Raw genomic sequence first — 25,034 nt, 5'->3', positions numbered from 1 at the left:
ACATATTGATTTAAATTTAACAAAGTCATATAATGAAGGTGGGAGAAATATTGAAATTTAAATTTTGGAGGTAGTGAAATGGCATTTAATAATCTTTTTAGTCCAATAAAAATCAGAGGAATGGAAATAAAAAATAGAATTGAATTTCCTGCAATGGGAACAAAGATGGTAAAGGATGAGAAGGAAGTTACTGATCAGCTTATAAATTATCATGTTGCAAGAGCTATAGGAGGAAATGGATTAAACTTCACAGAAGTATGTTCTGTATATGATAAAGCTGCACCAAAGAACTTTTTATCAATATCAGATGATAAATATATTCCAGGTTTGAAAAAGCTTGCTGATGCAATACATGAAGGTGGAGCAATGGCTGGGGTTCAATTATGGCTTGGCGGTTCAGCTGTATTATTTGGGGATCAAACTGCAATGGTAGTTGTACCAAGTGATTTTAAAGTAGATGGAACAGATTATGTTATTAAGGCTGCAAGTAAAGAAATAATAAATGAAGCTGTCAAGGCATTTGGAGAAGGTGCTAGACGTGCTGTTGAAGCAGGGTATGATACAGTGGAATTTCATGCTGGGCATAATTATACACCACACTCATTCTTAAGTAAGGCTTTTAATAAAAGAACTGATGAATATGGTGGAAGCTTAGAAAATCGTGCTAGATTTTTATTAGAATGCATAAAATCCATTAGAGAAAACATACCAGAAGATATGCCTTTATTTATGAGAATAGATGCTCATGATGATTGCGTAGAAGATGGACTTACTATAGAAGAAGTTATTCAATTTTGTAAATGGGCTAAAGAGGCTGGAGTAGATGTACTTGATGTATCTCGTGGAAACTTTTCAAGCGCAGCTGTAAAATACGAAGTGCCACCAGTTGACCTACCAAGAGGATTTAATGTTGAAAATGCAGCAAGAATTAAGAAAGAAACTGGAATGATTACTGTTGCTGTTGGAAGAATTAATGATCCTGAGCAAGCAGATGAAATAATTAGAAGTGGAAAAGCAGATATGGTTGTTATGGGACGAGCTCAATTAGCTGATCCAGAATTCTGTAATAAAGCTAAAAATGGAAATGTTGATGATATAATACGTTGTGTAGGGTGTAACCAAGGTTGTTATGATGGATTTACAGATCCAAATGTACCATTTATAACTTGTATGAGAAACCCAGCTTTAGGCAGAGAAGCTGAATTCGTTATTAAAAAAGCAGAAAACCCTAAAAACGTATTAATAGTTGGTGGAGGAGTAGCTGGACTAGAAGCAGCTATAGAGTTAAAAGATAGAGGACATAATCCAATTTTATGTGAAGCATCTAATTCATTAGGTGGACAATTTGTTCTTGCTGGCGCAGCACCAAGGAAAGAAGAAATGAAGGAAGCTGCTATTGCAATGGGAGAAATGGCTAAGAGAAAGGGTGTTGAAATAAGATTATCCACACCTGTAACTACTGAGGTAATTAAGGAAATAAATCCAGACGAAGTTATAATAGCAGCTGGTGCAGAACCAATAAAATTAAATGTACCAGGAGCAGATTTACCTCATGTAACTAACTCACATGATATACTTGCAGGTAAATCAAAAGTAAATGGAGATGCAGTTGTTATTGGGGGAGGGCTTGTTGGCTTAGAGGTTGCTGAATACTTATCAGGAAATATTGATAACATAACCGTAGTAGAAATGCTTAATGAAGTAGCAAAAGATTTAGGGCAATTAAGAAAGATTTGTGTTATAGAAAATCTATATCATGAAGGAATTAAAACTATAACAGAAGCAAAATGTATTGAAATAAAGGAAAAATCAATAGTTATAGATAAAAATGGAGAGATTAAAGAGGTCCCATGTGATTCAGTTATAGTTGCAATAGGAGCAAGATCTCGTAACTTTGAAGAAATATCTGACTACTGTAAGGAAAATAATATACCATATCATGTAATTGGTGATGCAGTAAGAGCTCGTAGAGCACTTAATTGTATAGAAGAGGCATCTGAAGTAGCAAGAAAAATTTAATATATTAAATATGTAGTGGTATCTAACTTAGGTGCCACTTTTTTTGTGCAAATAATTAGATTATTATTAAACAGCATTAATAGGTTGAATTGAAAAATTTAAAATGATAATATTTTATTGGTTGAAATATGTATGAAAGGGGTACTATTTATGGAGGAATTTCTAAATATATTGCAAGATTACATCTTGGTTATAGAAGATAGTAAAATAAAATTCCATAATAAGGCACTAAAAGATTTGTTAGGACATAATTTAGAGATGTTAGAATTGATTAAGGAGCAGGCTAAATCAAATAGATACATAACTATAAATGATAAATATAATAATAAAATTACAGTTGAACCTATTATTAAAGACATTACTATAGATGGAACAGAATTAAGATTGATAACTTTAAAGGAGTTAAAAAACAAATCATATAATATATTTGATTTAGAGTTGATATTAGACAACATACCTGTATCTGCATGGGCCAAAGATATAGATGGTAAGTATGTATATACTAACAGAAGGTATGCAGAACTCTTGAAGCTAGATAAATCTCAGATAATAGGAAAAGATGATACTCATTTTTGGAATATGTATCAATCTAATATCTGTAGAAATGAAGATTTAAGGATAATTGAAAACAAGGGGTATTTTGTTGATAAGCAAAAGGTTAGTATAAGAAATGAAGATGTGTGGTTTAATATAATAAAGTTTGCAATTTTAGATGAATGTGAAAAAGTAAAGATCATTATAGGACTTGCAGACAACATAACTGATGAAGTTACTTTAAGTGAAAAGAAAAAGCTTTTAGAACATGAAATTCAAATGGAAACTTTAAAAAATGAGTTTTTTACGAATATATCACATGAGTTTAAAACTCCATTGAATGTAATAATTACTGCAAATAAATTAATTAAAACATACTTGGAAAATGAATTTAAAGAAAACTTAAATGATATAATTCTTAAAAAATATGTTACTTCAATAGAAAAAAATTCTTTTAGATTAGAACGATTAGTAAATAATTTAATAGATATAACGAAAATTGATTCTGGAGATTATAAAATATCTATGCACAATTATAATATTATATCAGTAATAGAAAATGTAGTCTTAGCAGTAATAGATTATATTAGCTCTGAAGACATATCAATAATATTTGATACGAGTGAGGAAGAAAAATTTGTAAAGTGCAATAAGGATAGTATTGAAAGGATAGTATTGAATTTATTATCTAACTCAATAAAGAATATTAATGGAAAGGGAAATATATTAGTTAATATTAATGCATATGAAGATTGTGTAGATATAACTGTAAAGGACAATGGGCAAGGAATTCCACAAGAATACATAGAAAATATTTTTAACAAATTTGGACAAGCTGATAAAGGCTTGTCAAGAAAACATGAGGGTAGTGGATTAGGCTTATTTATAGTTAAATCATTAGTAGAAATGCATGGTGGAGCTATTAGCATAGAGAGTGAAGTTGGATTGGGCACTGAAGTGACAATAAGACTGTATTCAAATGAAATAGAAAATGGTGAAGAAATTAATGAAGAATTAGGGGATCTTATTAATAAATGCGATAAGGAGTTCTCGGATATTTATAATATTTAAATTAGCTTTATTGATGTGTATACATATTTAGATTTATAAAATGACGAAATATATGAACATTATAGTATTGATATCCATCTAATAAGTGAAATACTTAGCTAAGTAAAAATTAGGAGGAGGAAGATGGAACTTATTTCAATATTAAATTTTAAAAAGAAAGCTAGTGTAGAAAGGGCTAAAAAAGGAAATAAGGATGAGTTTTTAGCACTAATAAATGAAAATAAATTGAGTATTTATAAAGTTGCAAAAGGCATTCTTAACAATAAATACGATATAGAGGATGCAATACAAAATACTATTATAAGAGCTTATGAAAAAATAAATACTCTAAAAAATAATGATTTATTTAAAACTTGGATAATTAGAATTTTAATAAACGAATGCAATGAAATAATAAGAAAAAATAAAAGAGTAATATCATTAGATGAAGGTATAAATCAAGCAACATATAACGATGTATATGAAGATATAGATTTAACGAGAGCTATAAGTATGCTATGTGAGGAGTTAAGAACAGTGACAGTGCTATTTTATTTTGAGGACATGTCAAGTAAAGATATAGCAATAATTTTAGATATACCAGAGGGTACTGTTAGATCAAGACTTTCAAGAGCTAGGCAACAATTAAGGAAAGTTGTTGAGGAGGTAGATTTAAGTGAAAATGTCTGATGATATTTTAGATAAAAAAATTAGAGATAAAATAAGTTCTGAGAATTTATATCTTCCACAAAATATCAATGAGGTTTTTGATAAAGCAATAAATAAGGCAAAAAATAAAAGAAAAAATAAATTTAGAAATGTTGTAGGTATATGTGCAGCATTACTTATAATAACTATGTTTTTTGGAGAAACCATAACTACTTATGCAAATAAGATGCCTATTATATCAAATGTATTAGAATTGTTTAAGACAAGTAGATATGAGGATTATGATAAATACTCATCTGAGTTAAATATAACTAAGGAGAGTAATGGTCTAAAGGTAACTATAAATAATGTTATTTATGATGGATCAGAGTTATCTATTTTTTATACAATAGAAAGCGAAACATCAATGAAATATGTGCCTATTTTATTAGTGAATGAAGTTAAAATAGATGATAAAGTTACTTCATTTGGATATGGAGAAAGTGGAAAGTTTTTAGATGATAATAAAGTATATGCAGGAATTAGAAGTTATCATGTAGGCATAAGGTCTATGATTTCTAAGGAAGAGCAAGAAAAGTATTTTTATGGAGGAGATATAGAGATACCAGATGAATTTATGCTTTCTATAAATATTAACAAAGTAGGAGATATTAAAGAAACTGAAATTACTAATGGGGAGTGGACTTTTGATATACCAGTTAGTAATGAAAAGTTAAAAGGAATGGTTAAAGAATATGATTTGAATATTGATTTAAGTAATATTTATCAAAATTCTGCAATTAGTAAACTTATATTAACTCCTATAAATACAACAATTCAAGGATATATAGGCTTAGAAGATATGGATTTATATTTCATGGTTATTGACGATAAGGGTAGGTATATAAGCCAGAAAGATGGAAGTGGATTTGGTAGTACTGATGATGATAGTAATTATAAGTTTTATTTTAACACTAGCTTTGAGCAGGCAGTTGAAGATACTAAATGGTTAACATTTATACCTTATGAGAGAAATTATGCAAGAATTAAAAAGGAAAATATAGGAGAAGATAACGGTATAATAGAGGATTTTAGCTTGAGTGAAGAATTAAATATTAATGGAGAAACAAATCTGAAAAATAAGGCGGGAAATGATTACGCAACAATTACAAGAATAGAAGTTAATAATGGGAAAACTAAGTTATATTATAAATCTGATTATGGGTTATTAGCAGAACTAAAAGAAATTGTGGATAAAGATACTGATGAAGTAATAAAAGCTGTGGATAATTTGGAGTCTAAGGAGTATAATACTACAAGATATTTAGCTGAAACAGGAGAGGTTATAGTAGAATTTAATGGTGAATTAACTGGAGAAAATTACGAGATAAAATATTACGATATATCAGAAAAGGTAACTGTATATAACAATAGTACATTTACTGTTGATTTGAATAGATAGTTTTATAAAAGTACAATCAGTTTGAAATGGTTGTACTTTTATTTTTATTAATTATATAGGGATATATTTATAAGTTTTTTATGTTTCTGGCTATAATGTAAATACATTAAGATAAAATTACCCCATGATAAAATATTGTAAGTTTAATAAAATATATATAATATAAACATAAAATGTTGTTAAGTTGATGATAAAAATACATAAAAATTTCTATTCTACTATATATTTTTAAGGTATTTACAAAAAAAGTAAATATAATATACAATTTATATATAGGGGTTATAAAATAAAATTTTTTTAACGGTATTACTATGTGCTGTAGTTTTATTAATTGGGGTGAGTAGGATTGAAAGTTCAGCGGCAACTAATGAAGTTCAACCTAGAGCTTTAATATGTGATTGTGGAGGAACTTTTTCTGGTCAGACAACAAGTTACACATCTTGGGCTTATATAGGACAAGCAACATATCAAGATAATTCATATTATATTTGTAAAAAATATTCAATAACAAAGACAACAACTTATAGATGCAATAGGTGAGGAGCAGCATATAATCAAAGTTCTACAGAATATAAATGGGAACATGCTCATTAATTAAAGGAATAAATATAAAAGAAACATAGTTTTTACTATGTTTCTTTTATATAATCGAAAATAATTGGGGGAGTAGCTTGATGCTTGAAATCAAAGATTTATTTAAGATTTATAATAATTCAAAAGGATTAAAAGGGATATCTTTTAAATTAAATAATGGAGAAATACTAGGGCTAGTTGGGAATAATGGAGCGGGAAAATCTACTTTAATGAAAGCCTTAATGACATTTTTAAAGGTTGATAGTGGAGAAATTTTGTTGGATGGAGTAAATGTATTTAAAAATCGTGAGATTTTATTGGATAAATCTGCAGCGGTAATTGAGAATATGGGATTTTATAAGGAGTTAACAGGATATGAGCATTTAAAAATGATTAAGAGTATTAGAGGAATATCTGATGAGGATTTTAATGAAATCCTGGAGTTTGTTGATATAGGAAAAGCGTTTAAAAGGCGTACCTCAACTTATTCTTTAGGCATGAAGCAAAGACTTGCAGTAGCAATAGCGCTTTTATCAGCTAAAGAAATCTTGGTTTTGGATGAACCAACTAATGGATTAGACCAAAAAAGTATCATTCGTTTAATTAAGCTTTTAAAGAAGTATAAAGAAAAAGGATATTCAATATTAATATCATCACATACTTTAGCAGATTTAGAAGAACTTTGTGATAGATTTATATTTTTAGATAATGGGAATATAATTAATGAATTAAATAGAGATGAAATTAATATAGATACTTATAATTTCAATATTAGAGAATCTTTAAATGAATCCCATTTAAAATTATTTGAAGGAAATTATGATGAAGAAAATAATCTTATAGTATCAACTGAAGAAACCTTAAGTAATACAATCAACAAGTTAATTACAAATAATATAAAGATTAATTCAGTTGAAAGAACAAATAATAATTTGAAAAAAATATATTTGGATTATTTTGAAGGAGATAAATAATGGGGAAGATAATATATTGGGATTTAAGAAGGGCTTTTAAAAATAAATTAACCTATGGTGTATTAATTTTACTAGTTGCTGTTAATATAGCATTTGCTATGAAATATAATGATTTATATAAGGATGTGAAAAGTAACGTATTATGGCCAGTTAATAATAATATAGAGGCTTTCCAAGGACAAATAAATTACTTTAAGGAAATAGAAACTATAAGACCGTTAGATGAAAATGAGAAAAATTTAGTTAATATGTATGAGAAGAGGATGGAAAGTCAAATAGAAAAGAAGGAAGCCCTAATAAAGGGTGATAATAAAAGAATATTAGCAAGTGAAATAGATGCCTTAAAGGAATCTACCAAAAATAAAGGCTTTGGATCGGATGAGGGATCAAAGTATACGTATGATAGGGAAAGAATATCCCTTCTAAAGTACGAATATATGTATGAAAATAATATAAAATTAATTCAAGGAGATGAATTTTATCCAAGTGGATTAAATTTATTTATGCAGATATCTAATAAAATATATATTATTTTGTTACCACTAGTTTTTGTTTTATTTTCAAGTATGAGTATTTCAGGAGAGTTTGAAGAAAAGACTTATAAGATATTATTTTCTTATCCAATAAAAAAGACGAAAATATTATTATCAAAGTTTTTAAGTAGTTTTATTATATCATCATTCATAGTTATTTTATCATTTATAATTCCATTAATAGTTGGAACCAAAATTACTAAACTTGGTGATATAAATTATCCAGTAGCTATATTTAATAATAATACACTTCTTCCAGCACAAGAAACCTTTATAATAGATTACACTAGTATAGAACCAATGCTACGGATAGTAATAAAAATGTTCTTATATAATTTTATTGTAGCTTTATTTTTTACAGCTATTGGTATACTTATTTCATCATTATTTAAAAATAAAATTGCACCATTAGCAATACTAGGACTTGGAATTACATCATTATATATTTTTCCAGATATGATTGGAGTTAGTGATTTGTTAAATCCAATAGTGTATGCTAATTCTTATGAATTTGTTACAGGAATAAAAACATTATATAACCCAAGCTTAAAAATTTATTTGGTTGTACTTTTAATGCTGGCATTTTCAATTACATTTATAGCATTAAGTGTTTTAAGGGTTAATAAAATGAATTTAGTTGACTAAGTCTAATTAAGAGCTATAAGGGATAAACTTGCACATGACACTTTTTAGATTAACATTACAAATTTACTCTAGGTATATATAGGTTAATAATATATAATATCTATATATAAAATTAATAAAGGTGTGGTGAGTAAATTTTTATGAAAGGTAATAAGATTCAAAAGCCAAAATTTCTAGATGATTTTGAAGAAGTAGAAGATATCATAGAAGAAATAATTGAAGCTGATAAAATTCAAAATAAGATAGTAGAAAATATAGAAATAAATAATATGAATAATAAAGGAGTTACAATAGACTCTTGTATATTTAAGAATGTTGTATTTGAAAATTCATCACTTAGAAATGTAGATTTATTAGACACAAGATTTGAAAACTGTGATTTATCTAATGTCGATTTAGGAGATGGAAGCATACATAGAGTAGAATTTATTAACTGTAAACTACTTGGAGCAAAATTAGATGAATGTAATATAAAGGACGTCGCGTTTCGCGACGCCCTTGGCAAATATATAAATTTATCTTATTCAAAGTTAAAAAATGTATGTATAGAAGATTGTAATTTTAAAGAAAGCATGTTTCAGCAAGTTAAACTTGATAAAGTTAATTTTAATAATGCAGATTTAACTTCTGCATATTTTAATAAAACATCACTAAATAAAATAGATTTGACTACATGTGATATTACTGGAATAGATGTTGAAATAAATGATTTATCAGGTGCAATTGTTACTAGTATGCAGGCATTAGATTTAACTAGATTAATGAACATAGTTATTAAATAATGAAAATATAATTATATTTTCTATAAAGAAGACAGTATAGAGTTTTAATTAATAAAATTCTATACTGTCTTTTTATAGATTAGTTAGTATTTAAAGGAGAGATAAACTATATTAATTTAGCTGATTTTTTCCCAAGCACCAAATTGATTTGAGCCAGGGGTTTCACCTTGAGTCCACCATTTAGCTTTATATTTAACACCGTTATACATAACAATATCACCAGCTACATAAGCTTTAGTAGGACTATAGGCTGGAATCTCTGGTGTTGTATCATTAACAACAGTAATTGTTGCTTTAGCAGTAGTTATTAATCCTTTACTATCAGTAACTGAGTAAGTTAAATTGTAAGCACCAGCTTTAGTTGTATCAACAGTGCCAGTAACAACTATTTTACTAGTTAAATCACCATCTTCTTTATCAGAAGCAGTAACACCGGTTAGAGGGTTAAAGCTTGTACCGATATTAATTTGTTTATTAGCAACTCCATTAATTACAGGAGCAGTATTTTCAGTAGGAGTTGATCCATCAGGAAGTACTCTTATTAATTTCCAATATTTTGTGTTGGCAGGGGAGCCATCATCTGTAGGAGCTATATACCAAGAAATACATTCATATAAAGCATCTTTATAGACAACTTGATCTCCATATTTGTAAGTTTTACTTGGATCATAGAATTGTTGTCCAGGTTCTAATGCTCTGAGAACAGTTATTATTCTTTCTTTAGTTGTAGTTAATCCCTTGCTATCTGCAACTGTATATTTAAGAGTATAATCACCAGCTTTGGATGTGTTAACTGATCCAGAAACAGTTATTTTGCTAGTTAAATCACCATCTTCTTTGTCAGAAGCAGTAACTCCTGTTAGAGGGTTAAATGAATCACCTAAACTAATTGAAGTATTTGAAATGCCTTTTAATGTTGGAGCGTAGTTTCCATTTGCAGGAACATTGGATGGTCTCATTCCATTAAACGTTAAATTCTTAACTCCTCCAAAGCATAGTTTAATTGATCCTGCTAATGAAGCTGTTTCTCCGACTCCGAGGTTTTGCCATCCTGATGATGTTATTGTAACTCTATTAAAATCTCCAATATCTTCAATTGTTGCAGTTCCACCTTGTGGTTGAGCGAATATTGCTGATTTAGGTAAATCAAAACTTACCGTCCAGCCTTTATCTATTGCTTTATCTGTTTTATTTGTAACTTTAATATCATAAGTGTAATTTGGATGATCATATTTTCCTCCAAATACAACGTCTACATCAGTTTGAGATAATCCTGGAATAGAATCATCTGTTACTTTACAATTTCCTATTGCATCTAAGCCAGATTTTAGTCTACTTGTTAGTGTATCTCCAAAAGTATATTTTCCTTCATTTATATTAGTAGAGCCTGGTTTATAATTAGGGTTTGGTCCAAAGTCTCCATTCATTACCCATATTAATGCTCCACCCAAGTTTTTATTTTTAATATATTCTACTCTTTTATCTATGGACTTTTCATTTTCAAAAGATAGGAATACTTTCTTTTCATTTTGCCAAACGTATGGAACTCCACCAACTTCATCAAAATAAACTTTTAGATTTGGATCATTTTCCATTAAGTTTAGTACATGCCACAATGGGTTTGCTCCTGCAGGATCTAAGACACCATTATTATCTACGTCATCGCCCCAAACATTATATATTCCTGTGGCAGGAGTTTTACTAGAGCCGTGCAATCCATTAGTCCCACCTTGTACATTTTCCCATCCTCTTGTATAGTAAGGGATTCCCATAATTATTTTTTCAGGAGGCAAGACTCCTCTATAGTATTTATAAGCCCAATCCATATTTAATGTAGGCATGGCCATTTGTATAGTTTCTCTATCAGCTGGATCAGGATAGATATTAGCTAAGTTTTCAACAAACTCATTCCAACCACCGTGAAAATCATAAGACATTACACTAAGAAAATCTAAATATTGAGCATAAGAATTATCAGTCAGTCCACCAAGAACCCATGAAGATGCAGTTACTGCAGCTGTTTCAAGATATTTCTTACCATCTTGCTTTCCAGCAGCATCAAGCTTTTCTCTTAATGTCTTCATTAATAGGTTATATCTTTCATTTAGCTTGCCTCTTCTAGGTTCAGCTAAATCTTGATCATCTGGATTACCAGAAGTTGATGTTGCAGATGGATATTCGAAGTCTATATCTATACCATCAAAATTATATTTCCTTACAAACTCAACACATGAATCAGCAAAAGTATTGATGCCTTGATCAGTATCTAGCATTGTATAAAAACCTCTACTACCAGCCCAGCCTCCAACGGACATTAATAGCTTTACGTTCGGGTATTGCTTTTTCATTGTTTGAAGAACATTGAAATGGCCCTTATAAGGTAGAGTTGGATCTAAGGTAACAGCTTTACCATTATGGCTTAGTGGATGATCTGCAAAGGTTTCTTCAATAGCAGCATGCTTATCTCCAAGTGTTATTTTATTAGTCGTTGGATCAATCATTCCAAAGGAGTATTGAATATGAGTTAGAGATTCCCATTGCAAATCTGCAGCATCAAAGTATCCTTGGACTTCGCTTTTATATGCCCATTCAGGGAAATATCCAATTACTTTTCTGCTTAAATCTGTATCGCTAACACCAGAAGCTGTTGGTGTTATATTTTCATTATTATTTGTGACAGCAGCTTGAGGTTGTATTGATAGATTAAATAGGGTAAACAGTGAAAGTGTTATTCCAGTTACTATTCTTTTAATTTTAATTTTTTTCATATCTTCCCTCCATAAATATTAATCGAAAAAGGTGATAGAAGTGGCTAACAAATAATGTTAGCCATCTTCAAATTATAAATAGTTAGATGAACTAACTAATTTTTTCCCAAGCACCCCATTGATTTGCGCCAGGAGTTTCACCTTGTGTCCACCATTTAGCTCTATATTTAACACCGTTATACATAACAACGTCGCCAGCTACATAAGCTTTGGTTGGGCTATAGGTTGGAATTTCAGGAGTTGTATTATCAACTACTGTGATTGTTGCTTTAGCAGTAGTTACTAAACCCTTACTATCAGTAACTGAATAAGTTAAATTGTAAGTTCCAACTTTAGTTGTATCAACTGTGCCAGAAACAACTACTTTACTAGTTAAATCACCATCTTCTTTATCGGAAGCAGTAACACCAGTCAATGGATTGAAGGTTGATCCAATCTTAATCTCCTTATTAGCAACGCCATTAATTACAGGAGCTGTGTTAGTTGTATTTTTTTCGGAAACAGTTATAGTAACTGCTGCAGTAGCTTTTAAACCTTTACTATCAACAACTGAGTAAGTTAAATTGTAAGTTCCAGCTTTAGTTGTATCAACAGTACCAGAAACTGTTACTTTACTAGTTAAATCACCATCTTCTTTATCAGATGCAGTTATACCAGCTAAGGGATTAAAAGAATCACCAACGTATATTTGTTTATTAGTAGCTCCATTAATTACTGGTGCAGTATTATTATCAGGAGATGTTGCGCTACCATAAATAAATTGTCTTCCCATTTCAGGAGATGTTGAATACATTCTTTGTGATAATTCAACACTTACTAATCCATTTAGGTTATCTATAGATTCAGCAATGTTTAAATCGAAAGATATTGTTTGACCAGGTTTAATAAGCTTTCCATCATATGATACAGAGAAATCTATTACGTAATATCCATTTTCTTGCTTAACTGCAGGACTTGGATGTTGAGAACCTGTTATAGTAATACCATTTGTCTTAATATAAAGCTTTACATTTTTTAGAGTTTTAGCTGCAGTTTCAACAGAACTAAGAACTTCACCAGATTCACTTAGTTTCTCATTGTTGGTAAAGCTTAAATTTATTACACTACCGCTTCCCCATGCAGGTTTACTTGTAGTTAATTTAGAAGTTACATTAAGCTTATTATAAGTTAATGTATAGTTGTCTAGACTAGCGGAGCCAAATAGGGCTTCCTTAGTTACTTTTGTAAGTTCATCACGTTTAGTAGATGTTGTTTTAGCATCTTGTGAAGCCATCCAAGCAATCATTCCACCTAAATTATGCTCTTTAACATATTTAGCTTTTTCTTGGATTGATCTTGCATTATCATAGGTAAAGAATGCACCTGTTGTTTCATTATATAGATAAGGGGCTTTAGCACTATCATCCCAATATTCTTTTAAACCAGTATATTTTGATTTTAATTGGCTAAGAGCATTGTATGACCATACTCCACCAGCACGACCACCTTCACCATTCTTTATTGGAGCTTCATTAAGAGCACCTGGTGTTGGAGTAAGGTCTGCATCTTTGTTAACTACTGCAGCTGTTCCAAATAATCCAGGGTTAGCAGCATCAGGTCCATTATTACTTACTTTTTCCCAGCCACGTGTATAATAAGCTGCTCCAATAACTATTTTTTCAGGTTTAGCTCCGTTTGCAATATAGTAGTTAACACTTTCATCAACAGAAAGGCATTCTCCTTTAAATGGAGAGTTAGGATTAGTGTAAAGTGCTGTTTGGTGACCGCTAACTGTGCTCCATGCACCAGCCATATCATAAGTCATAATATTAGCAAAATCAACTACATTAAATAATTTTGCTACATCTATTCCTTCATCAACTTTAGCCTTACCAGCAGGGATAGCAACTGAAAGTTCATAAGTTTTTCCAAGTTCAGCACCTTGCTTATTTAAAGCATTCTTTAAATCCTGCAATAAAGTAATAAAGTTTTCTTTGTCGGCAGGAGTTGCTTTAGTAGTTCCTTCATCGTTAGTATTATCAACTTTGTCTGGATCTCTAAGGCTAGCTGGGTACTCCCAATCTATATCAACAAAATCCATATTAGTATATTTAATAAACGCCATAACATTTTTTACAAAGTTTGCTCTTATTGATGGATTAGCAGCTATAACTGAGAAGTCACCTGATTTAGACCATCCACCTAAAGATACTCCTATTTTTAAATTAGGATTTTCACTTTTTAATACTTGGAATGCGTTTAGAATACCACCATTTACATCACCATAAGTTACGCCAGCATTTCCTAGAGGATGACCAGTAGCGGCATCTTTATCAGTAAATTTTAAAACACCTTGTGCATCAAAATCTACGAATGCAAAATTAAGGTGGGTTAATTGATCAGCAGGAATATCCTTAGGGTAGAAGCTACCTTGACCTCCCCAGATTGACCAATCCCCATAATACATTACATTACGATATTTTTGAGCAGATTGTTGAACTGCATTAGGTGCAAAATCGGTATTAGAATTAACAGTAGCTCTAACTGGAGTAACACCTGTTATAAGCATTGCTGCTATTGCTGTTAATGCAACAATAGGCTTCGATTTTTTATAAAGCTTTTTCCTTATCATAATATTAAAACCCCTTTACAAATTAATTTCTAAATTAATTTAATTCATTTTTTCCCATGGGCCCCATTGAGTTGCTCCAGGGGTTTCTCCTTGAGTCCACCATTTAGCTTTATACATAACTCCGTTGTATAAAACTATATCTCCAGCAACATAAGTCTTAGTTGGACTGTATGTCTGAACTGAAGTATCGATTACTGTTATTGTAGAACTTATTGTTGTTGATAAGCCTTTACTATCAGAAACTGTATAGCTTACATTGTAGATTCCTGCTTTAGATGTATCAACTAATCCATTAACAATAATCTTACTAGTTAAATCACCATCTTCTTTATCAGATGCAGTAACTCCTGCTAGAGGATTAAAGGTATCTCCAATATTAATTTGTTTATCTGTAACACCACTAATCACTGGAGCAGTATTGTCGCTAGGAATTGCTGGTGAACCGAATTTAGCAAATATCTTTGAATGTTCATATTGAGAACTTATTCCTTGATTATTTTCTATTTGAGAATCTCTATTTAGTGACCAATAAGAAGTCATTCCAATATTTTTAGATTTAGCATGGTCAACTACTAATTGAGACCATGCTGGAGTAAATATAGGATCTGAAGAACTTTCATAACCTACAGAGACTGTAGCACCAATTTTTGAATAAGCTTCAGAATCAGATAAAGTAGTATTGGCAAATTTTTGGTAAGCATCTTTTATTTGATTCTTTGTTGAGTCTATTGCTCGTATTGAGGCTGTGCCATAATTTTCTCCAGGAAGCAAAGTACCACTTCCATAGCACATAGCCATTATATTTATATATTTTAGAGTAACATTATTAGATAAATAAGCATCTAATAAATCTATTTGAGTTTGAGTTAAACCAGATGGTAAAACAGGAACAGTTAATGTTACTTCTACTCCTGTAGTGTCTTGTAACATTTTAATAGCCTTTGCATTAGCAATATTGCTTTGTTTATTTTGAGCACCACCTTCAACATCTAAATCTATTCTTGTTAATGCATATCCATTTACTATATCTAGATAGGTATTATAAAGAACATTTACATCTTGAGAAGTTTGCCAAAATGCAGTTCCACTAGCTCCACCAAAAGATATAGTTGCATCACCACCACTTGCTCTTAGGTCCTTTAGAGACTGTTTAATTCCGTTATATTGATTATCATTTTTTCCTTCACTTAAAACAGAATATCCTCCCCAGCCCCAATTGATTTTCCCATTTGTAACACTACCAGTTGATTGTATAAAAGCTAAGTTAAAGTATTTTATACCAGTTTCATCTGATAATTTTTTTAGATTAGCAGGTCCTCCGCCATCATTCCCCATATAGTATCCATTTTTAGTTACCCAGCCCACCATATCAACATAAGGAGCGTTAACTTGTGCAGGCCAATTTTTTGTTCCTAAACCAGCATTATAACTACCGATGTTTGTAGCTGCTTTAGTAATAAATGAAGTGGATGTAAGTGTAACGAAGGTTGTCAAAAGTGTGCAAATAACTTTATTAAGAAAGTTTTTCTTCAATTATATTTACCTCCTAACGATATATTTATTTATTCTCATCTGTATATTGAATGAGGATCTTTTTTGGAGTAGGTAAATATCTAATAATTTGATATTAGATTTAAAGTAAGTTAGATATTTTTAGAAAAAATAAGAGACTCACTTTAAACATTTGTGCATATAAAATAAATTCATTTGTTTATTTAAAATGTAGAGTTTTCTTTATTAGATATATAAAATATGCATTTTATATATTGGAAAATGTTTTCAAAGGGTTTGTCAAATATCCTAATAAGTATTAATATACTAATCAGAAAATGTTAAATGGTAATTTATTAGATTTCTCTGAAGTGTTTATTAGTTCCTATATTTTGTGAAGTGATAATGAATTATTTAGGAACAAAGAAGTTAATAAATAATAAACAGTAAAGCTTATTATTTCATCGAAGGTAAACACATCACCTCCTTTACAATAAGTGGTATATACCACTTATTTACAATATAAACTATTAGTTAAGTAATGGCAATAGGTTTTCAAAAAAAGTCGAACGATTAATATTATTTTGAAAAATTTGTATGTTGTTTATGAAGTATAATTAAAAAGAAAATGATAAATTTGAATTAAAATATAAGTACATTTAATTAAACTAATAAGTGTGTATTTTATAAGAATCATAAAAAGAAAGCACATAGGATATCTTATTAATTTAAGGTAGGAGTGTGGGAGGTAATTATACTATTAGAGTATTTGATAAAAAAGCTGTATCTTAAAAGGATACAGCTTTTTATTAAAATATTATATTAGCAGCAATAACAATTACAGGTAATGTAATTATAGTTCTTTCTATAAAAATTATTAACAGTTGCTTTAGTGATACAGGAATTTTTGATCCAAGTAGAACTCCTCCTACTTCAGACATATATATTAGTTGAGAAACGGAAGTGCAAGCAACTATAAATTTAGTCATATCACTAACTATAGTATTTGCAGCTAAAACGGATGGTAATAGCATATCAGCAAATCCCACAACTAAAGTTTGTGAAGCCGCAACTGCTTCTGGAACTTGTAATAATTTAAGATATGGTATGAAAGGTAGCCCTAAAACCTGAAATATAGGAGTGTACTCAGCTATTATTAAAGCTATAGTAGCAAGTGCCATAACAACTGGAAGTACTCCAAGCCACATATCTATTACATTTTTAGTTCCCTCTATAAAAAAGTGATTTATGCCAGAATTTTGAGAGGCTTTATCTAAAGCCTTCTTATATCCCCAAGAGAAAGATGAATGTCCATCTGGTATTGATTCATCGTTTTTCTTTTCTTTATTATTATAATATGTATTAGGAATTTTACGTAATGGATAGATTCTTGGCATTATAATAGCAGCGACAATTCCAGAAATACTAACTGTTAAATAAAATGGGATAAATAAATGAGATAATCCCACTGTATCTATTACAATTAAGCTAAAGGTTATTGAAACAGCAGAAAAGGTTGTACTGATTATAGCTGCTTCTCTTTTAGAATAAAATCCTTCTTCATATTGTTTATTTGTTAATAGTATTCCAAGAGTTCCATCTCCAAGCCAAGAAGTTATACAGTCTATAGATGAACGACCTGGTAGTGTAAATATTGGTCTCATAACTTTAGTAAGTACTGTACCAAAGAATTCTAATAAACCAAAATTTAGTAATAGTGGTAGTAAAAGTCCTGCAAAAAAGAAAATAGAAAATAATATTGTAAGTAAATCATTTAATACAAATGATCCTGTTGAATTACTAATTATAAGTTCAGGACCAACCTTAAATAAAGATAAAATGCAAAATATAGCTCCAAGTACTCTAGCAGCAAACCAAATATTACCTACATTAAATAGGGTGTTTAGAAATTCATTTTTTATAATGAAGTTTGGTTTAAAAACTTTAGCTATTATACTCATGATAGCTGATATACAAATTGCTATTGTTATTATTAGCGTTAAGGAATCTCCAAGAGATTTAGTTAAGAACTTTGATAAAATTGCTATTGGTATTGTTATTTCTCCATTAAAACTAATAGGAATCATAAATAAAAACATTCCTATTAGAGATGGAACAATAAAGAACAATGGTGATTTTAATGAAAATTCATCTTTAGTTAAGTTTTTCATTCCGGTCTCCTTATATTCAAAAAATTAATATTTATACATTGAATTTTATTTTAATACATTTTTATACATAAAATCAATAGATTTTTATACAAATTTACCTAAAATTTATGCAATGAATTATATATTTAGGATGATTTCTAAATATATGAATATATCTAATTTGATTTATAAATATGGAAAAAGTAATGTTAAGAAGATATAAAATAGTTAAGAGATTCGTTTAGTAAAAATCTGAAAGTTTAAAGCTATATAATAATATTTTCTCCTAAGGATAAACTAAATTTAATTAAATTAAGCAAAGGAGAAATATTTTATGCGTAAGAAGAATTTAATTACATATTTAGTTATTTTTAATTTATTAGCCATATTAATAATATTATTAGGCAAAATTTCAGTATTAAAAAATTTTATAAATGTAATTTTTTCAGTAGTTGTCATACCAATAATATTTGGAATATTTTTATTTTATATACTAAAACCTCTTAATGATATATTTATAAAAAAGAAGATAAAAGGAGGAAGAGCAGCAACTTTAACTTTATTAATTTTCTTTTTTATTGCAGCTGGTGTTATCAAATACTTTGGGGATTATTTCATTGAGCAATTTATGAATTTAAAAACAACATTCTTTAGTATAGTACAAGAGAAAGGTAATCTATATGAAATAGATGAAATTTTTAAAGGGGATATATTTAAATTAGATTATTATGAGAAGTTTTTAGGTGATATACAAAAATATGCTATTTTATTAGCAAGTGGTTTAAGAGGAATATTCGATAAGGGAATGCAATTATTTTCTGATGTTTTACTTGTTATATTAATAGTATTTTATCTTCTTAAGGACGAAGATAAAATTAAAAAGAGTATAATTAATATATTTTCTAAGAAATATAAGTATAAAATTTGTGATATTGTAGAAGAAAGTGATGAAGTATTATCATCGTATATTTTAGGTCAAGCTAAGGTGGCACTTTCATTATCTTTAATGGTTTTTATCGGATATAAAATTATAGGAATGGCAAGTCCACTACTTTTAGCATCAATTACTTTTGTATTAGCATTTATACCATTTGTAGGCTTTTTTATATCAATGATTATTCCATATATAATTGCAATAGCTTCAGGCTGGAATATGATTATAAAATTATCTGTATTAGTAGTAATTGCCCAAACACTTAAGGGAAGAATTATCGTACCACTAATAATGGGAAAAACAATGAATATACATCCAATAACGGATATTTTTCTAGTAGTTGGAGCAGCTAGTCTAATTGGCCCAATAGGAGCTTTTGTAGTAGTACCTGTTTATGCAGTAAGCAAAGTTATCTTTAGGCATTTTAATAAAGAGGTAGAGGAAAAATTGAAAGAGTTCAAAGAGTAAATTATATTATGTAGAAAAAAGATATAAAAAAAATTATAATTAAACAAAGAATAATATCTGGGGGATAGTAGGATGAGAACTAGAAGTAAAGTTAAAAACTCTAATAGAATTGTAGTTAAAGTAGGAACTTCAACATTAACATATGCAAATGGCAAAATTAACTTAACTAGAATAGAAAAGTTGACTAGAATATTATCAGATGTGATGAATTCAGGAAGGGAAGTTATATTAGTTACTTCAGGAGCAATAGGAGTTGGAGTATCTAAGCTTAAGTTAAAGGAAAAGCCTAAGACTATAAGAGAAAAGCAAGCAGTTGCTGCAGTTGGGCAATGTGAGTTAATGCATATTTATAGTAAGTTTTTTGGAGAGTATAGCCATACTGTTGGTCAAGTTCTTTTAACAAGAGATGTAGTTGAAGATAATCATATTAGAGAAAATGTTTGTAATACATTCGAAACTCTAATAGAAAATGGAATAATACCTATAGTTAATGAAAATGACACTGTGGCTATAGATGAAATAGAAAATATAGTTAGATTTGGAGATAATGATAACTTATCAGCTATAGTGGCTAAATTAGTGAATGCAGATCTTTTAATAATATTATCAGATATAGAAGGGTTTTATGATTCAGATCCTAGAAAGAATCCAAATTCAAAATTAATAATGGAAATAGATGAAATTACTCCTGAGCTTGAGGAGTGCTGTGGAGGTGCTGGAAGCAATCTTGGAACAGGTGGAATGATTACAAAGTTAACTGCTGCCAAGACTGCTACTGAATCTGGAGTAGATATGGTACTAGCTAACGGAGAAGATCCTAAAATAATTCTAAATATATTAAATGGCGAGGAAATAGGAACACTATTCAAAAGCTTATAAGAATCTTTTGAAATGTAAAATGTAGAAGGTAGAACTGAAAATGAATGATGTTTTGCTATGTAAAGTTTAAAAATAAATTAGTAATAGATTGAAAAATAAAAGTGAAGGAGAATTATTAATGCCAAGTATTTATGAGTTAGGTAAAAGAGCTAAAGAAGCATCATATGATTTAGGAATAGCATCAACTACTGAAAAAAATAAAGCATTAGAGTCAATGGCAAATGCTTTAATTAACAATACAAATGAAATCATAAAAGCAAATAAAGAAGATTTGGATAGAGCAGTTCAAAAAGGAACATCCAAGGCTATGTTAGATAGATTATCATTAAATGAGTCAAGAATAGAGGATATGGCTAAGGGATTAAGAGAGCTGATAGCTTTAGAAGATCCTATTGGAGAGGTAATAGAAATGTGGAAAAGACCAAATGGTCTTCAAATAGGAAAGCAAAGAGTTGCAATGGGAGTTATAGGAATAATATATGAGGCTAGACCAAATGTAACATGCGATGCAGCAGGACTATGTTTAAAAACAGGAAATGCTGTAATACTTAGAGGTGGTAGTGAAGCTATAAATTCTAATAAAGAAATAGTAAAGATACTAGCTAATGCTGTAAAAGAAGCCGGATTGCCAGAGTTTTCAGTTCAATTAGTTGAAGATACTAGTAGGGAAACAGCATTAGAAATGATGAAATTAAATGAGTATATAGATGTTTTAATTCCAAGAGGTGGAGCTGGGCTTATCCAAACTGTTGTGAAAAATGCAACTGTACCTGTAATTGAAACAGGGGTTGGAAATTGTCATATATATGTAGATGAAGATTGTGACTTTGATATGGCAAAGGATATAATAATAAATGCAAAAACATCAAGACCAGCAGTTTGTAATGCAGCAGAAAAGATGATTATAAATGAAAATATAGCAAATGAGTTTCTTCCAATCATAGTAAAAGCATTAAGAGAAAAGAATGTTGAAATAATTGGAGATGAAAAAGTGAAAGCTTTAATAACCGATGTTAAAGAAGCTTGCGAAGATGATTGGAGTAAGGAGTATTTAGATTATATAATAGGTGCAAAAATAGTGAAAAATGTAGATGAAGCAATTGATCATATTAATAAATATGGTTCAGGGCATTCAGAAGCAATAGTAACAAATAGTTATAAGAATTCACAAAAGTTCTTAAATAAAGTTAATGCAGCAGCTGTTTATGTAAATGCTTCTACTAGATTTACAGATGGAAGTGAATTTGGATTTGGGGCAGAAATAGGAATAAGTACTCAAAAGCTTCATGCAAGAGGACCAATGGGATTAAAAGAGCTTACAACTATTAAATATATAATCTATGGTAATGGACAAGTAAGATAGATTAATAAAATATTAGCATCTTATAAAGTTGTATTTCCTTAAGAAGAAAGGCTTAGCTTAGATTTACAAGCTTTTTTATGGATGAGTTTCAAGTTGCTTTCTAATATAAAAGATGTAGTTACTTTAATGAAATATAAAGTAACTACATCTTTATATAAGAAAAGTTAAAATTACTTTAATTTTATAGTGAACTCTTCACCAACTTGTTTGTAATCACTACTCATCTTACCGCTTTCTTTTGGAAAGGCTACTGCATATGGTGTTAATGTTAATGCCTTTGCATCTTGAGAAAGTTCAGTTTGATTTTTCATTAAACCAGTAGTCATTTCTTCATGAGAACTGTAAAATTTAACTTCGTTTCCTAAATTATCATAGCCTCTTAATTCTAATGAATAGATGTTATTTCTATCTTTATTTTCAATAGAGTAGTAAATCTTTCCACCCACAGCATTACCTCTATATTCATTAAGTGTTATCTGTTGACCATTATCTAATGTAAATGAATTATTTAAATTTATACTATTTGTATTTTTAGATAATGCATCACCATTAGAAGTAAACTCAAACTTCCATGGGCCTTCTACTTTAGTTTCTATTTCGCCTATGTGTAAAAGAGCTTCATCATATTTTATTTCTATATACAAATCTCCTCTTTCTAATTCTTTATTTAATGTATATGAAAGTACATTTTCTTTAGTATAATTATCAATTTTCTTTCCAGAACCTCCAGATGAACTAGATGCTTTCTTACCATTAATATACACATTTCCAAATACCATTATATTTCCGTTATCATCTAGTTTTTCATCTGATTTTACTGTTGTTGATACAATAATTTCATCTTTGTCTAAAATAACTTCATTTAATTGAACTGTTATTCCATTTTTACTTACAGCCTTATTAACTATAGTGCTATATTCATCTAAGTTATCATTAACTCCTAGATAATTTTTTATATCAAACATGGTTAATTTAACTGCTGCAATTACCTCATTACTAAATATTGAGCCAAATACTGTTACGCCTAGAGCTACCATTATAGTTGCTGCAACTATATTTTTATTAAACCTTTTATATTTTTTATTTGATAGACTTTTATTAAATGTTGTATCATATCCTTCATCTACAGAATTTTTAATGATATCATCCAATTTTGAAGAAACTTGTATATCATCTATGTTTATATCTTTCATTTCTATGCTTCCCCCATATATTCTCTTAATTTTATTAAGGTTCTATTTAGCCTGCTTTTAACTGTTCCTAGTGGTAAATTGGTGTTAGTGACTATATCTTTTAATGATTTATCTTCTAAATATCTCATTACTATTAAGTCTCTTTCTTTTTCAGATAGCTTATTTAGAGCGCTTTTTATATCCTCATTAATATCACTTTTATTATCTTCAGATATTAAGTTATTTTCATAATCATTTATATCAACTAAAACAACCTTGCTGTTTTTCTTAATATAATCCTTACAGACGTTCACAATTATTCTTGTTATCCAAGTATTAAAATGTTGAGGTTCTTTTAGTGTCTCTAATGACTTTATTGCCTTTATTATTCCATCATGAACACAGTCTAAAACGTCATCTTCATTTTTTAAGTATACAAATGCTACTCTATATAGTTTTTCTTTAATTGGCTCTATTAATTTTATAAAGCTATCCTTATCGCCTTTTACAGCTTTTTTGAATAATAGTTCATTAACCATTATTAATGCCCCTTTCTGAATCGATTCACATTATAGACGAATAAATATATAAAAAGGTTCCATAAATATTAAAATATAATAAATAAATTTTTTAGATATTATAAAACTATGACAATTATATTACTATTCTTAAAGTAGATATATATATAGAAAAGATAAAATGATAATATTATAATTATAATATATTAAAAATTGCAATTTAAAAGGAGTATTATATGGAGAATAAAATTGAGTTTAGAAGTAAGTATTTTAATGAACTTAACATAAGTGAACTTTATGAAATAGCTAAAGTTAGATATGAGGTTTTTGCTTGTGAGCAAAAGATTACTTGTGAAAATGACTTTGATGATAAAGATAAGAAGTGTGTGCACTTATTTGCAATAGATAATAAAGATGGGGAAGAAAGTGTAGTGGGATATTGCAGATTACTACCACCAGGACTATCTTATGAAGAGGCATCTATAGGAAGGGTGTTAGTTTTAAAAGAGTATAGAGGAAAAAAGTTGGCTAAAGAAATGATGATTAAAGCAATTCAAGAGATACATAAGAATTTTAAACAAGAAAAGATAACAATATCAGCGCAAAGTTATATAAAGGAATTATACAATTCTGTAGGGTTTAAGGAAGCCTCAGAAGAATATGATGAAGCAGGAATTCCACACATTAAAATGAAGTACGGAATATAATGTATTAAGAGGGTTTTATGAGAAATTTCAAATTTAGAAGTGGGGAAAAGAATTATGAGTATATTTATAATATTACTAATGATATTAATAATATCCATAAGTATAACCATTTCAACAGTCAATAGCTATAAAAAATATATTTATAATATTGAAGATATTCCTAGTGAAAGTGATGCAATTATAGTACTAGGGGCTGGAGTTAGAGTAGACGGAACACCATCAGATATACTAGCAGATAGATTAGAAACTTCATTAGAAGTCTTTGAAGCTGGACTAGCAAACGTATTTTTATTAAGTGGAGATCATGGTAGAGAAGAATATAATGAAGTTGGATCTATGAAAAAATATATCTTACAAAATGATATAGATGAAAAATTAATTTTTATGGATCATGCAGGCTTTAGTACTTATGATACAATGTATAGAGCAAAAGAGATTTTTAAAGTTGATAAGGCAATAATAGTAACGAACGAATATCATTTGCCAAGAGCTTTATATATAGCTAAAAAATTAGGAATAGATGCTTATGGAATAAAGTCAGATAAAAGACAATATCAATTGATGGATAGTTATAAAAAGCGTGAAGTTTTAGCACAATTAAAAGATTTTATTTATGTAAATATATTAAAACCAGAACCTAAATTTTTAGGAGAAGCAATTCCTGTAAGCAGCTCAGATGGAAGAGTGACTGAAGACGAAAAGAAATAATTTAGAGTAAAATAAAAGTGAGGTACTAAGTCCTCACTTTTATTT

The 25,034-nt window shown here is 29.2% G+C and carries 19 protein-coding genes; 13 read left to right on the top strand and 6 right to left on the bottom strand.

Annotated elements, in window-relative coordinates; genetic code table 11:
- Positions 1-78 precede the first annotated feature (78 nt).
- From I2A75_RS07815 to I2A75_RS07780, 8 genes are all read left to right on the top strand, one after another.
- On the top strand, positions 79-2,019 hold the full coding sequence (locus I2A75_RS07815) for an NAD(P)/FAD-dependent oxidoreductase (protein ID WP_195263919.1): 1,941 nt from the start codon (positions 79-81) through the stop codon (positions 2,017-2,019).
- 150 nt (positions 2,020-2,169) lie between these two features.
- The gene (locus I2A75_RS07810; protein ID WP_195263918.1) at positions 2,170-3,624 is read left to right on the top strand and encodes a PAS domain-containing sensor histidine kinase; all 1,455 of its coding nucleotides are present in this window, start codon (positions 2,170-2,172) and stop codon (positions 3,622-3,624) included.
- 123 nt (positions 3,625-3,747) lie between these two features.
- A complete protein-coding gene (locus I2A75_RS07805; protein WP_195263917.1) occupies positions 3,748-4,293 on the top strand; it encodes a sigma-70 family RNA polymerase sigma factor in 546 nt (181 codons plus the stop codon).
- On the top strand, positions 4,286-5,713 hold the full coding sequence (locus tag I2A75_RS07800; RefSeq protein WP_243242091.1) for a DUF4179 domain-containing protein: 1,428 nt from the start codon (positions 4,286-4,288) through the stop codon (positions 5,711-5,713). Before I2A75_RS07805 ends, I2A75_RS07800 begins: the two co-directional genes overlap by 8 nt.
- A 336-nt stretch (positions 5,714-6,049) precedes the next feature.
- A complete protein-coding gene (locus I2A75_RS07795) occupies positions 6,050-6,253 on the top strand; it encodes a hypothetical protein (RefSeq protein WP_195263915.1) in 204 nt (67 codons plus the stop codon).
- A 134-nt stretch (positions 6,254-6,387) separates the two neighbouring features.
- Complete coding sequence (locus I2A75_RS07790) at positions 6,388-7,260, top strand: ABC transporter ATP-binding protein (RefSeq protein ID WP_195263914.1); 873 nt, start codon at positions 6,388-6,390, stop codon at positions 7,258-7,260.
- Positions 7,260-8,438, top strand: a complete 1,179-nt coding sequence (locus tag I2A75_RS07785) for an ABC transporter permease subunit (RefSeq protein ID WP_195263913.1) — start codon at positions 7,260-7,262, stop codon at positions 8,436-8,438. The genes I2A75_RS07790 and I2A75_RS07785 overlap by 1 nt, the downstream gene beginning before the upstream one ends.
- A gap of 140 nt (positions 8,439-8,578) precedes the next feature.
- A complete protein-coding gene (locus I2A75_RS07780; protein ID WP_195263912.1) occupies positions 8,579-9,220 on the top strand; it encodes a pentapeptide repeat-containing protein in 642 nt (213 codons plus the stop codon).
- A 116-nt stretch (positions 9,221-9,336) separates the two neighbouring features.
- Here the strand turns inward: I2A75_RS07780 and I2A75_RS07775 are convergent, their stop codons facing one another.
- The 4 genes from I2A75_RS07775 to I2A75_RS07760 form a co-directional block, all read right to left on the bottom strand.
- The gene (locus tag I2A75_RS07775; protein ID WP_195263911.1) at positions 9,337-11,988 is read right to left on the bottom strand and encodes a glycosyl hydrolase family 18 protein; all 2,652 of its coding nucleotides are present in this window, start codon (positions 11,986-11,988) and stop codon (positions 9,337-9,339) included.
- A gap of 91 nt (positions 11,989-12,079) precedes the next feature.
- The gene (locus tag I2A75_RS07770) at positions 12,080-14,599 is read right to left on the bottom strand and encodes a glycosyl hydrolase family 18 protein (protein ID WP_195263910.1); all 2,520 of its coding nucleotides are present in this window, start codon (positions 14,597-14,599) and stop codon (positions 12,080-12,082) included.
- Positions 14,600-14,638: 39 nt separating this feature from the next.
- On the bottom strand, positions 14,639-16,132 hold the full coding sequence (locus I2A75_RS07765; RefSeq protein WP_195263909.1) for an immunoglobulin-like domain-containing protein: 1,494 nt from the start codon (positions 16,130-16,132) through the stop codon (positions 14,639-14,641).
- Positions 16,133-16,899: 767 nt separating this feature from the next.
- Positions 16,900-18,261 (bottom strand): YjiH family protein, encoded by a 1,362-nt coding sequence (locus I2A75_RS07760; RefSeq protein WP_195263908.1) that lies wholly within the window; start codon positions 18,259-18,261, stop codon positions 16,900-16,902.
- 313 nt (positions 18,262-18,574) lie between these two features.
- Between I2A75_RS07760 and I2A75_RS07755 the strand changes: the two genes are divergently transcribed.
- The 3 genes from I2A75_RS07755 to I2A75_RS07745 all read left to right on the top strand — a co-directional run bounded on the left by I2A75_RS07755 (position 18,575) and on the right by I2A75_RS07745 (position 21,884).
- Complete coding sequence (locus I2A75_RS07755; protein WP_195263907.1) at positions 18,575-19,642, top strand: AI-2E family transporter; 1,068 nt, start codon at positions 18,575-18,577, stop codon at positions 19,640-19,642.
- Positions 19,643-19,714: 72 nt separating this feature from the next.
- Positions 19,715-20,521 (top strand): glutamate 5-kinase, encoded by an 807-nt coding sequence (proB, locus tag I2A75_RS07750; protein WP_195263906.1) that lies wholly within the window; start codon positions 19,715-19,717, stop codon positions 20,519-20,521.
- 118 nt (positions 20,522-20,639) lie between these two features.
- Complete coding sequence (locus I2A75_RS07745) at positions 20,640-21,884, top strand: glutamate-5-semialdehyde dehydrogenase (protein WP_195263905.1); 1,245 nt, start codon at positions 20,640-20,642, stop codon at positions 21,882-21,884.
- A 170-nt stretch (positions 21,885-22,054) separates the two neighbouring features.
- On the opposite strand, the gene I2A75_RS07740 is transcribed toward I2A75_RS07745, so the two are convergent.
- Both I2A75_RS07740 and I2A75_RS07735 read right to left on the bottom strand, forming a co-directional pair.
- Positions 22,055-23,077, bottom strand: coding sequence for a DUF4179 domain-containing protein (locus I2A75_RS07740; protein WP_195263904.1), 1,023 nt, complete (start codon positions 23,075-23,077; stop codon positions 22,055-22,057).
- Positions 23,078-23,079: 2 nt separating this feature from the next.
- Complete coding sequence (locus I2A75_RS07735; RefSeq protein ID WP_195263903.1) at positions 23,080-23,595, bottom strand: sigma-70 family RNA polymerase sigma factor; 516 nt, start codon at positions 23,593-23,595, stop codon at positions 23,080-23,082.
- A gap of 215 nt (positions 23,596-23,810) precedes the next feature.
- Here I2A75_RS07735 and I2A75_RS07730 point away from each other — a divergent pair, with 215 nt between their 5' ends.
- On the top strand, positions 23,811-24,281 hold the full coding sequence (locus tag I2A75_RS07730) for a GNAT family N-acetyltransferase (RefSeq protein ID WP_195263902.1): 471 nt from the start codon (positions 23,811-23,813) through the stop codon (positions 24,279-24,281).
- A 54-nt stretch (positions 24,282-24,335) separates the two neighbouring features.
- The gene (locus I2A75_RS07725) at positions 24,336-24,989 is read left to right on the top strand and encodes an ElyC/SanA/YdcF family protein (protein WP_195263901.1); all 654 of its coding nucleotides are present in this window, start codon (positions 24,336-24,338) and stop codon (positions 24,987-24,989) included.
- Positions 24,990-25,034: the final 45 nt, after the last annotated feature.

Origin of the sequence: Clostridium sp. 1001275B_160808_H3, from assembly GCF_015550425.1 — a bacterium.
GTDB lineage: Bacteria > Bacillota > Clostridia > Clostridiales > Clostridiaceae > Clostridium.
Note: the sequence above shows the minus strand (reverse complement) of the source record. Positions and strands in the feature narration are given on the sequence as shown.

What these genes read in the sequence shown, in the direction of transcription:
- I2A75_RS07815 (WP_195263919.1), top strand. Translation starts at nt 79, where the DNA reads ATGGCATTTAATAATCTTTTTAGTCCAATAAAAATCAGAGGAATGGAA.
- I2A75_RS07810 (WP_195263918.1), top strand. Translation starts at nt 2,170, where the DNA reads ATGGAGGAATTTCTAAATATATTGCAAGATTACATCTTGGTTATAGAA.
- I2A75_RS07805 (WP_195263917.1), top strand. Translation starts at nt 3,748, where the DNA reads ATGGAACTTATTTCAATATTAAATTTTAAAAAGAAAGCTAGTGTAGAA.
- I2A75_RS07800 (WP_243242091.1), top strand. Translation starts at nt 4,286, where the DNA reads ATGTCTGATGATATTTTAGATAAAAAAATTAGAGATAAAATAAGTTCT.
- I2A75_RS07790 (WP_195263914.1), top strand. Translation starts at nt 6,388, where the DNA reads ATGCTTGAAATCAAAGATTTATTTAAGATTTATAATAATTCAAAAGGA.
- I2A75_RS07785 (WP_195263913.1), top strand. Translation starts at nt 7,260, where the DNA reads ATGGGGAAGATAATATATTGGGATTTAAGAAGGGCTTTTAAAAATAAA.
- I2A75_RS07780 (WP_195263912.1), top strand. Translation starts at nt 8,579, where the DNA reads ATGAAAGGTAATAAGATTCAAAAGCCAAAATTTCTAGATGATTTTGAA.
- I2A75_RS07775 (WP_195263911.1), bottom strand. Translation starts at nt 11,988, where the DNA reads ATGAAAAAAATTAAAATTAAAAGAATAGTAACTGGAATAACACTTTCA.
- I2A75_RS07770 (WP_195263910.1), bottom strand. Translation starts at nt 14,599, where the DNA reads ATGATAAGGAAAAAGCTTTATAAAAAATCGAAGCCTATTGTTGCATTA.
- I2A75_RS07760 (WP_195263908.1), bottom strand. Translation starts at nt 18,261, where the DNA reads ATGAAAAACTTAACTAAAGATGAATTTTCATTAAAATCACCATTGTTC.
- I2A75_RS07755 (WP_195263907.1), top strand. Translation starts at nt 18,575, where the DNA reads ATGCGTAAGAAGAATTTAATTACATATTTAGTTATTTTTAATTTATTA.
- proB (WP_195263906.1), top strand. Translation starts at nt 19,715, where the DNA reads ATGAGAACTAGAAGTAAAGTTAAAAACTCTAATAGAATTGTAGTTAAA.
- I2A75_RS07745 (WP_195263905.1), top strand. Translation starts at nt 20,640, where the DNA reads ATGCCAAGTATTTATGAGTTAGGTAAAAGAGCTAAAGAAGCATCATAT.
- I2A75_RS07740 (WP_195263904.1), bottom strand. Translation starts at nt 23,077, where the DNA reads ATGAAAGATATAAACATAGATGATATACAAGTTTCTTCAAAATTGGAT.
- I2A75_RS07735 (WP_195263903.1), bottom strand. Translation starts at nt 23,595, where the DNA reads ATGGTTAATGAACTATTATTCAAAAAAGCTGTAAAAGGCGATAAGGAT.
- I2A75_RS07730 (WP_195263902.1), top strand. Translation starts at nt 23,811, where the DNA reads ATGGAGAATAAAATTGAGTTTAGAAGTAAGTATTTTAATGAACTTAAC.
- I2A75_RS07725 (WP_195263901.1), top strand. Translation starts at nt 24,336, where the DNA reads ATGAGTATATTTATAATATTACTAATGATATTAATAATATCCATAAGT.